Source organism: Thermophilibacter mediterraneus (assembly GCF_900119385.1).
Taxonomy (GTDB): Bacteria; Actinomycetota; Coriobacteriia; order Coriobacteriales; family Atopobiaceae; genus Thermophilibacter; species Thermophilibacter mediterraneus.
Genome location: NZ_FPKO01000009.1, coordinates 292,918 through 306,277, shown reverse-complemented (window position 1 = coordinate 306,277; position 13,360 = coordinate 292,918). Strand labels below are relative to the sequence as shown.

14 protein-coding genes are annotated in these 13,360 nt (G+C 67.5%); 13 read left to right on the top strand and 1 reads right to left on the bottom strand.

Annotation, left to right across the window (positions count from 1 at the left end; all coding sequences use genetic code 11):
- The first annotated feature begins 3 nt into the window (after positions 1 to 3).
- The 5 genes from BQ7106_RS06260 (at position 4) to BQ7106_RS06240 (ending at position 4,294) form a co-directional block, all read left to right on the top strand.
- Positions 4 to 717, top strand: a complete 714-nt coding sequence (locus BQ7106_RS06260; RefSeq protein ID WP_072373090.1) for a response regulator transcription factor — start codon at positions 4 to 6, stop codon at positions 715 to 717.
- Between the two features lie 108 nt (positions 718 to 825).
- A complete protein-coding gene (locus BQ7106_RS06255) occupies positions 826 to 1,836 on the top strand; it encodes an ATP-binding cassette domain-containing protein (RefSeq protein WP_083526943.1) in 1,011 nt (336 codons plus the stop codon).
- Positions 1,833 to 2,588 (top strand): hypothetical protein, encoded by a 756-nt coding sequence (locus BQ7106_RS06250; RefSeq protein ID WP_072373087.1) that lies wholly within the window; start codon positions 1,833 to 1,835, stop codon positions 2,586 to 2,588. The genes BQ7106_RS06255 and BQ7106_RS06250 overlap by 4 nt, the downstream gene beginning before the upstream one ends.
- A 13-nt stretch (positions 2,589 to 2,601) precedes the next feature.
- Positions 2,602 to 3,366 (top strand): hypothetical protein, encoded by a 765-nt coding sequence (locus tag BQ7106_RS06245; RefSeq protein ID WP_072373084.1) that lies wholly within the window; start codon positions 2,602 to 2,604, stop codon positions 3,364 to 3,366.
- Between the two features lies 1 nt (position 3,367).
- Positions 3,368 to 4,294 carry a sensor histidine kinase gene (locus BQ7106_RS06240; protein ID WP_072373081.1) on the top strand — a complete coding sequence of 309 codons (927 nt, stop codon included), beginning with the start codon at positions 3,368 to 3,370 and terminating at the stop codon, positions 4,292 to 4,294.
- A gap of 284 nt (positions 4,295 to 4,578) precedes the next feature.
- On the opposite strand, the gene BQ7106_RS06235 is transcribed toward BQ7106_RS06240, so the two are convergent.
- Positions 4,579 to 5,514 (bottom strand): 1-phosphofructokinase family hexose kinase, encoded by a 936-nt coding sequence (locus BQ7106_RS06235; protein WP_072373078.1) that lies wholly within the window; start codon positions 5,512 to 5,514, stop codon positions 4,579 to 4,581.
- Positions 5,515 to 5,903: 389 nt separating this feature from the next.
- Between BQ7106_RS06235 and BQ7106_RS06230 the strand changes: the two genes are divergently transcribed.
- The 8 genes from BQ7106_RS06230 (at position 5,904) to BQ7106_RS06195 (ending at position 13,243) form a co-directional block, all read left to right on the top strand.
- On the top strand, positions 5,904 to 7,709 hold the full coding sequence (locus BQ7106_RS06230) for a glycoside hydrolase family 35 protein (protein WP_072373075.1): 1,806 nt from the start codon (positions 5,904 to 5,906) through the stop codon (positions 7,707 to 7,709).
- 1 nt (position 7,710) lies between these two features.
- The gene (locus tag BQ7106_RS06225; protein ID WP_072373072.1) at positions 7,711 to 8,175 is read left to right on the top strand and encodes a PTS sugar transporter subunit IIB; all 465 of its coding nucleotides are present in this window, start codon (positions 7,711 to 7,713) and stop codon (positions 8,173 to 8,175) included.
- Positions 8,176 to 8,272: 97 nt separating this feature from the next.
- Entirely contained in the window at positions 8,273 to 9,163 is an 891-nt protein-coding gene (locus tag BQ7106_RS06220; protein WP_072373068.1) for a PTS mannose/fructose/sorbose/N-acetylgalactosamine transporter subunit IIC, read from the top strand.
- Complete coding sequence (locus tag BQ7106_RS06215) at positions 9,144 to 9,974, top strand: PTS system mannose/fructose/sorbose family transporter subunit IID (RefSeq protein WP_072373064.1); 831 nt, start codon at positions 9,144 to 9,146, stop codon at positions 9,972 to 9,974. Before BQ7106_RS06220 ends, BQ7106_RS06215 begins: the two co-directional genes overlap by 20 nt.
- Before the next feature lie 153 nt (positions 9,975 to 10,127).
- A complete protein-coding gene (locus BQ7106_RS06210) occupies positions 10,128 to 10,748 on the top strand; it encodes a hypothetical protein (protein ID WP_072373061.1) in 621 nt (206 codons plus the stop codon).
- 86 nt (positions 10,749 to 10,834) lie between these two features.
- Positions 10,835 to 11,257, top strand: coding sequence for a PTS sugar transporter subunit IIA (locus BQ7106_RS06205; RefSeq protein ID WP_072373058.1), 423 nt, complete (start codon positions 10,835 to 10,837; stop codon positions 11,255 to 11,257).
- 41 nt (positions 11,258 to 11,298) lie between these two features.
- Positions 11,299 to 12,027 (top strand): GntR family transcriptional regulator, encoded by a 729-nt coding sequence (locus BQ7106_RS06200; protein ID WP_072373055.1) that lies wholly within the window; start codon positions 11,299 to 11,301, stop codon positions 12,025 to 12,027.
- Between the two features lie 49 nt (positions 12,028 to 12,076).
- Complete coding sequence (locus BQ7106_RS06195) at positions 12,077 to 13,243, top strand: AgaS family sugar isomerase (protein ID WP_072373052.1); 1,167 nt, start codon at positions 12,077 to 12,079, stop codon at positions 13,241 to 13,243.
- The last annotated feature ends 117 nt before the right edge of the window (positions 13,244 to 13,360 follow it).

Sequence of the window (13,360 nt, the reverse complement as noted above, 5' to 3'; positions counted from 1 at the left end):
CCCATGAACGAGCTTCGAGACATCCCCCGCGTCCTCGTGGTCGAGGACGACGCCGCGCTCTCCGAGGTGGTCTGCACCTTCCTCGGGGACGAGGGCTACGCGTGCGTGCCGGCGTTCTCGGGTACCGAGGCCCTTCTCGCCGCGGAGCGCGCGGGCGAAAAGGGCGCTCCCTTCGACCTCGTGATCTTGGATCTCATGCTGCCGGGCGTCCCGGGCGAGGAGCTCATCGGGCGCCTGCGCGCCGCGGGCGTGGATACGCCGGTGATCGTGACCTCGGCCAAGGGGGCGCTCGCCGACCGCGTGGGCGTGCTGCGCCTGGGGGCGAGCGACTACCTGGTCAAGCCCTTCGACCTCGAGGAGCTGCTCGCCCGCGTGGAGGTCCAGCTGCGCGGACGCGAGACACCGGCCGCCCCGGCCGCCCTGCGCTTTGGCCGCTGGGAGCTCGACCCCGACGCGCGCTCCTTTGCCGTGGACGGCGCGCCCGTGCGCCTCACGCGCACCGAGTTCGACATCCTTGCCGCCCTGATGCGCGAGCCGAGCCGCGTCTTCACCAAGCAGGCGCTCTTCGAGCTCGTGCGCCACGAGGAGGCGCTCGCCGACGAGCGCACCATCTCCACGCACGTGAGCAACCTGCGCGCCAAGCTGCGCGCGAGCGGCACGGACGACTACCTCCAGACCGTCTGGGGCATCGGCTTCAAGCTCCGCGCGCAGGCGTAGGAGTGGGCACGGGCGCAGGCCCGTTCTTGTCAAAGTCTTGTAGCTTTCTGAAGCCTTTCTCGAAACTCCCCGCGTACGCTTGAGACAAAGACGGCGAGGGGAGGCCCCATGAGCATCAACGCCATAGAGACGAGCGGACTGTCGAAGTCCTTCCGCGGCGTGCGGGCCGTGCTGGACGTGGACCTGCACGTGCCCGCCGGCTCCGTCTATGGCCTCGTGGGCAAGAACGGCGCGGGCAAGTCGACCCTGCTCAAGCTTGTGTCCGGTCTCACGCCGCAGGACCGCGGGACCGTCTGCGTGGGCGGGCGCCAGCTGCGCCCCGGCGAGTCCGACCCGCGCCTTGGCGTGCTCGTGGAGGCCCCGGCCGTCTACGGGCGCCTCGACGCCTTCGAGAACCTCATGAACCGTGCGCTTATCCTTGGCCTGCCCGACCCCAAGGCGGCGTGCCGAGAGGTGCTCGAGCTCGTGGGGCTCGGTGCCCGTGACGCCGGCGACGGCCGCCGGCGCGTCCTCTGGCCGCGCGGCACCTACGTCGACGACCTCTCCACCGGCCAGCGCCAGCGACTCGGCGTGGCCCTCGCCCTTCTCGGCGACCCGGAGATCCTGCTGCTCGACGAGCCGCTGAACGGAATCGACCCCACGGGCGCGGCGGCCCTGCGCGACCTTCTCGCCCGGCTCAACCGCGAGCGCGGCGTCACCGTGGTCATAAGCTCGCACGTGCTCTCGCATCTGGAGCGCGTCTGCACGCACTACGGCATCATGCGCGGAGGCTTCCTCGTGCGCGAGCTCACGGAGGGCGAGCTCGCCGACGCCTGCGCCACCTACCTCACGCTGCGGGTGGACGCGCCGGAGCGCGCGGTGGCGGCGCTCGCCGAGGAGCTCCCGGGCCTCACGGTGCGGGTGCTTCCCGACGGCGCGCTGCGCGTGACGGCGCCGGGCGGCGGCGAGCCGGACCGCCGCGTGCTGTCCCAGGCGCTTCTTTCCGCGGGAGTTGCCGTGAGCGAGCTCTCGGTGAGCGCCCCCGATCTCGAGGCCGAGCTCGTGCGCATCATCGACGGGCGCGAGCCCTCGCGCGCGGCCGGCGACGCGAGCGCTCCCGGGAGGGGGCGGTCCTCATGAGAAACCAGCTTCGCGCAGCGCTCTACCTGCTGCTTCACGACGCGTACCTCAAGGGTGCGGTGGCCATTACGGCGCTGCTGCCGCTCGCCTCCGCGTTGGTGACCCTCATCCCGGGGGTCAGCCCCATCACCTTCGAGTCCGTGCTTGCGAGCGCCGTGGGCGCTGCCAACTTTGGGGCGAGCTTCGCGATGGCGGGGCTCGTCGCGCATGACCTTGCGTCCGGGGGCCTGCGCGCGGCCTGTCTCGCCCCGCGCGGCCGGCTGCGCTACGTGGCCTCGCGCGCGGTCCTGGCGGGCGTGGTCTCGGTCGCGCTCATGCTCTGGGCGGTGGTTGTTGCTGCCGTGCTGCTCGTCTTTCCCGGCGTCTACGTGGGGCACCCCGACGCGCTGGCGGAGCTCGTGGGCGTCATTGGCGTGCGCGTGCTCGTAGCCTGGGCGTATGCCGCGATCGCCATGCTCCTGACCTGGGCCTCCCGGCGCGAGCGGGGCATGGGCGGGGTCTTCCTCATCTCGCTTGCGGTCTCGGCGGGCATCCTCGGGCTTCTCGTTCAAATGCTTCCCGTCATGGTCGCCCAGCTCTTCTCGCAGGAACTGGGAAGTGCGCTGCTCGACGGCCTGCGCGCGGTGCTGCTCTACCCGCTCGTGGAGAGCTTTGCCGTGGTGGACCCTCTGCGCTCCGTCGCCCTGCCGCTCGTCTACGTTGCTGTCGCTTCCGCGCTCTCCTGTCGCCTCTGGGCGAGAAGGGCCGTCTGAAAGGGGCGTCATCATGAGGAATCAGCTTCGCTCCGGGTTCTACCTGCTCGTCCGCAATCCTTATGTCTGGGTGGCGCTCGCGCTCGTGGTGGTGCGCTGGGCGTGGACCCTGGTGGGGGTTGCGCAGGGCAGCGTGAGCTTTGGCCTTCAGGACTCCATCCTGCGCGACAAGCTCACGCTCGCCGCCTACGTGTTCTCCGCCGCCGGCATCGCGGCCTTCGACCAGCGCGGTCGTGCCCTGCGGAGCTCCTGCGAGGCCGAGGGCGGGCGCGCCCGCTACGCCACCTCGCGCTTCGTGATGGTCGCCGTGGTCGCGATTGCGCTCGTTGCGGCCACGGCGGCGCTCGACCTGCTCGGCGGGGCGCTCGTGCCGGGGGCGTCGCGCATCGTGGCGTCGCCGCAGATGCACGAGCCACTGCGCCTGGCGGCCGGCATCCTCACGGTGCTCGTTGCCTGCGAGCTCGCGTTCTTCGTGGGCGCGCTCGTGAGGAGCCCGAGCGCGCTTGCCACGGTCGCCCTGCTCGCGGTGCTCTACGTGCTCTTCCACATGGCGATCGTCGCCCTGGTCCCCGACGGCGAGGTTACGCTCCAGCAGGCCCGGATCCTCGACGCCGTGGGCGCGCTCATGCCCACCGAGGGCCTCACGACGGGCGTCTCCTTTGCGCCGAGAGCCAGCCTCATGCCGCTCGACCTGGTGCCGGCCTTCGTGACCCCGCTCGTGTGGCTCGCGGCCCTCTTCGGCCTGACGCGCCTTCTGCTGGCGAGAAGGACGGTGTGACGTGACGGCGCTGCTCGCCATAGCGCTTCTCGCCTCCCTGGGCGCGCTCGCGTGGCTCGTGGCCCGCGGGCGCGCCCGCACGCGCGACCTCGCCCGGCTCACCGCGATGCTCGAGGACCACGAGGCCGCCCCGATCGCCCGCGCGCGCCTGGAGTCGGCCGATAGCGAGGTGGCCGCGCTTGCTGTTGCGATTGACCGCACGCTCGACGCGGCGCGGGACCGCGAGCTCGCGCGCCGCGCGGACGACGAGCGCTTCCGCGAGCAGCTCTCCGCGCTCAGCCATGACTTGCGGACCCCGCTCGCCGGTGCGCAGGGCTACCTGCAGCTCGCGCGCCGCGCGGACGACGCGGCGCGGGCGGACCACTGCCTCGACGGCGCGGAGGAGCGCCTCGCCGCCATGCGGGTGCTCGTGGACGACCTCTTTGCCTACGCCCGCGCGGCCGACCCGTCCTGGGAGCCCGAGCTCGTGCCCTGCGACCTGCAGCTCGCCGTTGCCGACGCGCTCGCCGCGCGCTACGAGGAGTTCGCCGCGCGCGGCTGGGAGCCCGTGGTGGAGCTCGCGGACGCCGCGGACGCGCTCGCCGCGCCGGACGCGCTCGCCCGCGTGGTGGCGAACCTGCTGGACAACGCCCTTGCGCACGGGTCGGGCTCGCCGCGCGTGCGCGTGGAGGGCGCGACGCTTGCGGTGGAGAACCCCGTGGACGCCGACGTTGCCGCTGCGCTCGACCCCGCGCGCCTGACCGACCGCTTCTACCAGGGAGACCCGTCGCGCACCGCTCGCGGCTCGGGCCTGGGCCTTGCTGTCGTGGGCGCGCTCGCCGAGGCCATGGGGGCGCGCTTTTCCGTTGACGTCACGCGCGAGCCGCCGCGCTTCTCGGCCCGCCTCGAGCTGCGCGCGGCGGGAACTGGTCGCCCTTCGATGGACTAGTTCAATACCGCATCCCTGAACTCGATGGTTGTGTGGCAGGACGATTCCCTGCGTCCGTGCGACGCGTCTTCACGACAAGAATCCGCCGTTGTGTGGGACATCTTTTATGTAGCTGAGCTGCTATAGCCCTATGACGCAAGTGATCGCCCGGCGAGAAGAACGTTTTAGCAGCTCGTTCTTCTCGCCGGGCGGGGTTTCAGGGTGTTCGAGTCAGCGGCATAAAACTTGTGCCACACAATCGCCAGCGCCCGCGGCCGTGCAAAAGTGCCTGTCCCCTTTGCACGCTACGCGACGCGCTCCACGGTGGTCTGGGCGCGCAGCCCCTCTGCCACGGACATGTCGAAGTGGCCGGTCGACGCCGTGAGGCAGTTGGCGCTCGCGCAGGCCATCGCATAGGCGAGCTGGTCTTCGACGGCCATGCCGCGCGCCATCGCCACGGCGAAGGCTCCCACCATCGTGTCCCCGGAGCCCACGGGGTTCACCACGTCGATCTTGGGCGCGCGCCCGCGGAAGACGCCCTCCGCGCAGGCCATGACCGAGCCGTCGCCGCCGAGCGACACCACGACCTTCTCGATGCCGTGCCTCTCGTGCACCTCGCGCGCGGCGGCCACGATCTCGTCGATGGACTCGGGCTTCTTGCCCAGGATCGCGCAGATCTCGTCGGTGTTGGGCTTGATCATGGTCGGGCGCGCCGCGAGGCTCTCGACGAGGAGCTTGCCCGACGTGTCCAGGATCGCCGGCTTGCCCGCCGCGCGCACGATCTCCACGAGCTCGCGGTAGATGCCCTCGCCGGTGCCTGCCGGGGCGGACCCGTTGAACGTCACCACGTCGGCGCGGGCCGCGACCTCGGCGACCTTCTCCTTCACCGCTGCGACCTCGGCCTCCGTCACGGGCCGCCCGGGCTCGAGGAACTCCGTCGAGACGCCCTCGGGGTCGAGCACGTTGATGCAGCAGCGGGTCTCGGTGGCGACCTGCACGAAGTCGTGCTCGATGCCGTCCTTGTCGAGCAGCTCGCAGAGCAGCCGGCCGTTGTTGCCGCCCACGAAGCCCGTGGCCACGATCTTCTCGCCGCAGGTCGCCACGGCACGCGCCGCGTTGAGCCCCTTGCCGCCGGCGTTGTCGATGCAGGTCGCGACGCGCATGACCGTGCCGTCCACGAGCGGGCAGGCGAGCTGATAGGCCTTGTCGATGGAGGTGTTGAGCGTGACGGTAGAGATCATGGCGTCTCCTTCTTGACGGTGTGTGTCGGACGGCGGTCACACGGCTTTCGTAATCATATCCCGTCGCGTCGGGGTCGTGAGGGAGGCGGCGGCGCAATCGGCCGACAGGTTCACTCGAATATGTACCAGTGGTACAGGTGATAGAGTTGTTACTACCAGTTACGAGGGTCCTGTACTGGCGTTTATTGAAATTCATGATAGAAAACACCGGTATTTACCTGCGAAAACGGAAATCACCGCTTACCGGCAAAAACATGCCGCTCACACGAATCTTCACAATTTTGCGACAAACGTGATGAGAACGTGTATAGTTGCTAGCACGCGCAATGGGCCGCCGAGGGGTGGCGTGCGTCATCGGTCGGTTGGTCTTGGTGCGAGCAAGGAGCAAGATGCACACCTTCGAGATTCGTGATCAGTTCCTGCTCGACGGCGAGCCCTTCCGGATTCTCTCCGGGGCCGTCCACTACTTCCGGGTCCACCCGAGTGACTGGCACCACTCCCTCTACAACCTCAAGGCCATGGGCTTCAACACCGTTGAGACCTATGTCCCGTGGAACCTCCACGAGCCGCGTCCCGGTGAGTTCGACTTCTCCGGCGCGCTCTCCATCGCGCGCTTCCTCGACGAGGCGGCAGAGCTCGGCCTCTGGGCCATCGTGCGCCCGTCTCCCTTCATCTGCGCCGAGTGGGAGTTCGGCGGAATGCCCGCGTGGCTGCTCGAGGACCGCTCGATGCGCCCGCGCTCGCGCGACCCGCGCTTCCTCGAGTGCGTGGCGCGCTACTACGACGCGCTCATGCCGGCCCTGGTCGACCGTCAGGTCACCCATGGTGGCAACGTCATCATGATGCAGGTCGAGAATGAGTACGGCTCCTACTGTGAGGACAAGGAGTACCTGCGCGCCATCCGCGACCTCATGACCTCGCGCGGCGTCGACGTGCCCCTGTGCACCTCCGACGGGCCGTGGCGCGGCTGCCTGCGCGCCGGCACGCTCATCGACGACGACGTCCTCGCGACCGGTAACTTCGGATCCCGCGCCGCCGAGAACTTCGCCCAGCTCAAGGCGTTCCACGAGGAGCACGGCAAGAACTGGCCCCTCATGTGCATGGAGTTCTGGGACGGCTGGTTCAACCGCTGGGGCGAGAACGTCATCCGCCGCGACGCCCAGGACCTCGCCGACAGCGTGCGCGAGCTGCTGGAGCTCGGCGGGTCCATCAGCCTCTACATGTTCCACGGCGGCACCAACTTCGGCTTCATGAATGGGTGCTCCGCCCGCCACACCCACGACCTGCACCAGGTCACCTCCTACGACTACGACGCCCCGCTCGACGAGGAGGGCAACCCCACCGAGAAGTGGCACAAGCTTCGCGACGTGGTGCGCGACCTCTTCCCGGGCAACTGGACGGCTGACCCGCTCGTCAAGACCGCCGTCAGCGTCCCCGCCGAGAAGATCGAGCTCAAGGCGCGGACCGGGCTCTTCGAGAACCTCTCTGCCCTCGACAGTGCCCCGGTGCGCTCGCTCTACCCGCAGTGCATGGAGGACATGGGCCAGTCCTATGGCTACGTGCTCTATCGCACCCAGGTCGAGCGCGACACCGCCGAGCCGGAGCGCATCCGCGTCATCGACGGCCGCGACCGCGCCCAGGTCTTCGTCAACGGGGTCCCCGTCGCCACGCAGTACCAGGAGCACATCGGCGAGGACATTCGCTACGCGCTCCCCGAGCCCACCAACCGCCTCGACGTCCTCGTCGAGAACATGGGTCGCGTCAACTACGGCCACAGGCTCCTCGCCGACACGCAGCGCAAGGGCATCCGCACGGGCGTCTGCGTGGATCTTCACTTCGTGCTCGACTGGGAGGCCTGGCGCCTGTCGCTCGAGGACGTCTCGGCAATCGACTACTCCGCTGGCTGGGAGGCGGGCACGCCGTCCTTCTCGCGCTTCGAGTTCACGCTCGACGAGCCGGCTGACACCTATATAGACACTACGGGCTTTGGCAAGGGCGTCGCGTTTGTCAACGGAGCCAACGTGGGCAGATACTGGGAGATCGGTCCCATCGCCACGCTCTACGTGCCCCACGGCATGACGCGTGCCGGCGTCAACGAGCTCGTGCTGTTTGAGACGGAGGGGACCGTGAGCGACACCATCTCCCTGCGCTCGGCGCCCCTCATCAACCACCTGGAGAAAGAAGGAGTTGAGTAGCATGATCGTTGGAGCACGCGTTGACTTCCGCCTGATTCACGGCCAGGTCGGCAACCTCTGGGCGAACGCCCGTCAGGTGAGCCGCTTCATGGTCGTCGACGACCAGGTCGCCGAGGATGCCACCCAGAAGCAGGTCCTGCGCATGGCCACCCCCGCCACCTGCAAGCTCTCCGTCCTGCCCGTCGAGAAGGCCGCGGCCAACATCCTCGCCGGCAAGTACGACGCCCAGCGCCTCTTCATCGTGGTCAAGAAGCCCGAGGTCTACGTCAAGCTGGCCAAGGCCGGCGTCAAGTTCGACGAGATCATCCTCGGCAACATCACCTCGATGAACATCGTCAAGACCTACAACCGCAACATCAACTGCGGCCAGGACGACGTCGACGCCCTGAACGAGCTGCAGGCCATGGGCGTTCCCATGGTCATCCAGCTCACCCCGCAGAACAACCCGGAGCCCTTCAAGGCCTAGGGCGAGCACGGACGCTACGCGGTGAGGGGAGATGCGCCGCAGTCATATAGCGTGAAGGTTTGAGAAGTTCGAGAAAGTTAGAAGGAGGAAAAGAACCATGATTCAGTGGTGGCAGATTCTTCTGCTTACGCTCTACGCTGGCTTCCAGATCATGGACGAGCTGCACTGGTACTCCAGCGCCGGCTCCGCCGTGTTCTCTGGTTTCATCACCGGCCTCGTCATGGGCGACCTGGCAACTGGTCTCTTCATCGGTGGTAGCATGCAGCTCACCATCCTCGGCGTCGGCACCTTCGGCGGCGCCTCCCGCATCGACGCCAACTCCGGCACCCTGATCGCCACGGCCTTCGCCGTGAGCGCCGGCATGGACCCGGAGCAGGCACTCGCCGCCCTCGGCGTGCCCGTGGCCGCGATCCTCGTCTACACCGACATCCTCGGTCGTATGGCCAACACCTTCTGGGGTCACGCCTGCGACGCCGACGTCGAGAAGATGAACTGGAACGCGTACAACTTCCACTACTGGATGGGCGCGGTCTCCTGGTGCCTGTCCCGCATGATCCCGGTCTTCCTGGCCCTCGCCTTCGGCCAGCCGCTGGTTGAGGCCATCACCACCGCCCTCAACGGCGACTTCGCGTGGCTCGGCGCCGGCCTGACCGTCGCCGGTGGCATGCTGCCCGCCGTTGGCTTCGCCATCCTGCTGCGCTACCTGCCCGCCAAGAAGCACGTTGCGTACCTGATCCTCGGCTTCGTCATCGCCGCCCTGCTCGGCACCGTCTTCACCAACATCGCTGGCGTCGCTGGCGACGTGGCCACGGTTGCTGGCACCGCTGGCGCCGAGATCGCTGGTGGCGACTACAACAGCCTGTCCATGCTGACGATCGCTCTCATCGGCTTCGCCCTGGCTTACATCTACTACCAGCAGCACCAGGCTCAGGCCGCTATGCCCGCTGTTGCTGCCGGCATGGAGGGAGATGACGACGATGAGCTCTAAGACCACTGGCTACAAGCTCACCAAGGCTGACTTCCAGCAGATCAACCGCCGCAACCTCGTTGGCTTCCAGGCTGGCTGGAACTACGAGCGCATGCAGCACTCCGGTTATCTCTGGATCATCCTCCCGCAGCTCCGCAAGATCTACGGGGACAACACCGAGGCCCTGAAGACCGCCTGCCGCACCCAGTGCTCGCCGTTCTTCAACACCTCGAACTTCCTCAACACCATCATCACCGGCATCGACCTCGCCATCGAGGAGACCGACGGCCTCGACGGCATGGAGACCGTTGCCTCGCTGAAGACCGGCCTCATGGGTCCGCTCGCCTCCATCGGCGACTCGATCTTCGGCTCGCTTCTGCCCACGATCTTCGGCGCCCTCGCCGCCAACATGGCCATGCAGGGCAACCCGCTCGGCATCTTCATCTGGATCGCCGTCAACATCGTGGTCGACTGGTTCCGCTGCAAGCAGACCTACATCGCCTACGACCAGGGCATGAAGCTCGTCACCACGATGTCCGACAAGCTCAACGCCATCACCGACGCCGCCACCGTCATGGGCGTCTTCATGGTCGGCGCGCTTGTCTCCACCAACGTGGGCATCGTCATCACCGCCCCGATCGACCTCGGTGGCGTCACCGTCGACCTCCAGCACATCTTCAACGTGATCTGCCCCAAGCTCATCCCGGCGGCGCTCGTTGGCTTTGTGTACTGGCTGCTCGGCAAGAAGGGCATGACCTCGACCAAGGCGATCTTCATCGTGCTGGTCATCGGCATCGTCCTCGGTGGCCTCGGCTGGGTCGCCAAGGGCTAGGACCCTGCCTCCACTCGCGGCGCCCGGCCCCGCACCGGGCGCCGCGAGGCAGCAACGAAGCTCGAGCGGGCGCGCATCTCACGGCCCGGGACCTCTGGTCCCCGCCCTATCTCCCGAGATGCGCGCCCGTTCTCTCACGAAAGGCGTTGTGTCGTGGAACCTGGTGTCATCGCGTTTCTGGTGCTCGTCGTGGCGTACTTCGTCCTCACCGAGGGGGGGAAGCGCTACTACGAGGCAAAGTACGAGGGCTTCTTCCAGACCGGTCACTATGACCAGGCGCTGGCGGCCCTCGACTCGATCCTCGCCCGCGTGACCATGACCACGTACCGCCAGTACCTCCTGCGCTTCCAGTGCTATCAGGCACAGGGCAACGAGGAGCTGGCAACCCGCATGATCGAGCTCCTTGTGCGCATGAGGAGCTCGTCGAAGCGCCACGACCAGACGATGGCGCTCGCGTTCAACTACTTCACCCAGATCGGCGAGAAGGACCGTGCCAAGGATCTTCTCGCCCAGCTCAAGGGCAGCAAGACCGCCGACCGTGCGGTCGTCCAGGACTGCCAGCTCACCTATGACATCGTCTTCTCCAAGAGCCACGAGTACATCCCCCAGATGGAGGAACTGCTCAAGGCCGAGAAGAACCCCGGGCTCCAGGGCAAGCTCTGCTACCTTCTGTGGAAGCAGTATGCCAACAAGGGGGACAAGACCCACGCGAAGCAGTACCGACGCCGCTTCGAGGAGCTCACCAAGAGGAACACCCCCCAGCAGGCGGCCTAGCCCTCGGGCTCATGGCCGCGCCGCTGGTTGCATCGCAGCTACATCTGGCAACTGGGGCATCCCAGCCCAACAAGAAGGAGGACACAATGATCGGCTTCATCCTTACCGGCCACGGGCACTTCTCGAACGGACTCAAGAGCGCGCTCGACATGATCGCCGGACCGCAGGAGGCCTTCGAGATCGTTCCGTTCGAGGAGGCCGAGGCCGGTGCCTACGGCGACAAGCTTCGCGAGGCCGTCCGCGACATGCGCGCCAAGACCGACGGCGTGCTCGTCTTCTGCGACCTCATGGGCGGCACCCCCTTCAACCAGTCCATGATGATCACCGCCGAGCAGGACAACGTCTCCGTGGTCGCCGGCACCAACCTGCCCATGCTCATCGACATCGTGATGGCGCGCACGCCCGAGTCCTCCGTGGAGGACCTCGTGGCCGAGGCCGTCGAGGTCGGCAAGGAGGGCGTCTGCCACATGGAGCTCGGCGGCGCCGCGGACGACGACGAGGACGAGTAGGGACCCATTCGAGCAGGGGGGCGTCGAGCATGAGAGGGGGCATGATGGCACGGACGAAGAAGCAGCCGCTCTACGACCAGCTCATTGACATCCTGACCGAGAAGATCGAGCAGGAGTACCGCCCCGGCGACCTCATGCCCTCGGAGCGCGAGCTCTCGGAGCGTTACGGGCTCTCGCGCACCACGGTCCGCCTCGCCCTGCAGGAGCTCGAGCGGCTCGGCATGGTGGTGCGCAAGCACGGGCGCGGCACGTTCGTCGCCGACCGCTCCACGCAGGCCACCAACCTCATGCAGTCCTACAGCTTCACGGACCAGATGAGGGCGATGGGCCGCGTTCCGCTCACCACCATCCTGGAGTTCTCGGAGATCGACGCCGACAAGAACCTCGCGGAGCACATGGGGGTGACGCTCGGCGAGCGCCTCTTCAAGCTGAAGCGGCTGCGCTCGGCTGACGGCATCCCCATGATGGTCGAGGTGAGCTACCTGCCCCTGCGGAAGTTTCTCACGCTGAAGCGCCCGCTGCTCGACAGCATGCCGCTCTACGAGATCATCGAGAGCGTCTACCACGAGAAGATCCGCGTGGCCGAGGAGGAGTTCTACGCGAGCGTGGCGCGGCCCGCCGAGGCGCACCTGCTCGACATTCCCGAGAACGCGCCCGTGCTCGACCTCGCCCGCACCACGTACAACACGAGCAACGAGATCATCGAGTACACGCTCTCGGTCGCTCGCGCCGACCAGTTCAAGTACAAGGTCCTGCACCAGCGTATGTAGCGATGAGGGGGACGGTCCCCCTCACGTCACCCGAAGAAAGGACGGCCCCATGTTTGACAAGAGCCAGGAGGAGCTCAAGGCCCTCGGCGCCGACATCACCACCGCCGAGATCGCCCAGCAGCCCGACCTCTGGGAGGACACGCTCAAGATCTACGAGGACAACCTCGATGCCATCGAGGCGTTTCTCGCCGATGCGCGCGCGATGGGCGAGGGTCGCCTCTCCGTGGTCTTCACCGGCGCCGGCACCTCGGACTACGTGGGCGACACGGCCGCGCCGTACCTGCGCCACGCGGGTGACCTCGCGCTCTACGACTTCAAGCCCGTTGCCACGACCGACATCGTCTCCGCGCCCCGCGACTTCCTGAACTCCGACGAGCCCACGCTGCTCGTCTCGTTCGCGCGCTCCGGCAACAGCCCCGAGTCCCTCGCCGCGGTGCAGGTCGCTCGGTCCTACGTCAAGAACGTGAAGTTCCTCAACATCACCTGCGCGCCCGAGGGCAAGCTCGCCGTCGAGTCCGCGGGCGATCCCGATGCCCTCACGCTGCTCATCCCGCGCGCCAACGACAAGGGCTTCGCCATGACCGGCAGCTTCAGCTGCATGACGCTGCTCTCCACCCTCATCTTCGACACCGCCTCGCTCGAGCAGAAGTGCGCCTGGGTCTCCCAGATCGCGGAGATGGGTCGCGAGGTCGTCTCGCGCGAGGGCGAGGTCGCCGACTTCCTGGCGGGCGACTTCAACCGCGTGACGTACCTCGGCTCCGGCTCCTTCGTGGGCCTCGCCCAGGAGGCGCAGCTCAAGATCCTCGAGCTCGCCCATGGCCTCGTTGCGACCTCCTGGGACAGCTCGATGGGCTATCGCCACGGACCGAAGTCCTTCGTCGACGACAAGACGCTCGTCTTCGTCTTCGTGAACAACGACGCCTACACGCGTCAGTACGACCTCGACATCCTGAACGAGATCGGCGGCGACAAGATTGCGCAGAGGACCATCGCGGTCCAGCAGGACGCCGGAGCGCTCTTCGCGGGCGACTCGTTCACCTTCTCCGGCCGCGACGCGCTGCCCGAGGGCTACCTCGCGCTCCCGTTCATCATGGTCGCGCAGGTCGTCTCCCTGCTCAACTCCGTGCGCGTGGGCAACACGCCCGACACGCCGAGCCCCACCGGCACCGTGAACCGCGTCGTCAAGGGCGTCACCATCCACCCCTTCGAGGCTTGACGCTGACGTCAGGTCATAGTGTCAACCCCGCGCTCAGTCGCCGAGATTTGACGCCCGCCCGCACGGTTTGCTCGGGCGGGCGTCCGTGCATGTGACACGCTGGGTGTGACCAGACAC

Excerpts from the sequence above, each read along its gene's own strand:
- BQ7106_RS06260 (WP_072373090.1), top strand. The coding sequence starts at position 4 with ATGAACGAGCTTCGAGACATCCCCCGCGTCCTCGTGGTCGAGGACGAC.
- BQ7106_RS06255 (WP_083526943.1), top strand. The coding sequence starts at position 826 with ATGAGCATCAACGCCATAGAGACGAGCGGACTGTCGAAGTCCTTCCGC.
- BQ7106_RS06250 (WP_072373087.1), top strand. The coding sequence starts at position 1,833 with ATGAGAAACCAGCTTCGCGCAGCGCTCTACCTGCTGCTTCACGACGCG.
- BQ7106_RS06245 (WP_072373084.1), top strand. The coding sequence starts at position 2,602 with ATGAGGAATCAGCTTCGCTCCGGGTTCTACCTGCTCGTCCGCAATCCT.
- BQ7106_RS06235 (WP_072373078.1), bottom strand. The coding sequence starts at position 5,514 with ATGATCTCTACCGTCACGCTCAACACCTCCATCGACAAGGCCTATCAG.
- BQ7106_RS06230 (WP_072373075.1), top strand. The coding sequence starts at position 5,904 with ATGCACACCTTCGAGATTCGTGATCAGTTCCTGCTCGACGGCGAGCCC.
- BQ7106_RS06225 (WP_072373072.1), top strand. The coding sequence starts at position 7,711 with ATGATCGTTGGAGCACGCGTTGACTTCCGCCTGATTCACGGCCAGGTC.
- BQ7106_RS06220 (WP_072373068.1), top strand. The coding sequence starts at position 8,273 with ATGATTCAGTGGTGGCAGATTCTTCTGCTTACGCTCTACGCTGGCTTC.
- BQ7106_RS06215 (WP_072373064.1), top strand. The coding sequence starts at position 9,144 with ATGACGACGATGAGCTCTAAGACCACTGGCTACAAGCTCACCAAGGCT.
- BQ7106_RS06205 (WP_072373058.1), top strand. The coding sequence starts at position 10,835 with ATGATCGGCTTCATCCTTACCGGCCACGGGCACTTCTCGAACGGACTC.
- BQ7106_RS06200 (WP_072373055.1), top strand. The coding sequence starts at position 11,299 with ATGATGGCACGGACGAAGAAGCAGCCGCTCTACGACCAGCTCATTGAC.
- BQ7106_RS06195 (WP_072373052.1), top strand. The coding sequence starts at position 12,077 with ATGTTTGACAAGAGCCAGGAGGAGCTCAAGGCCCTCGGCGCCGACATC.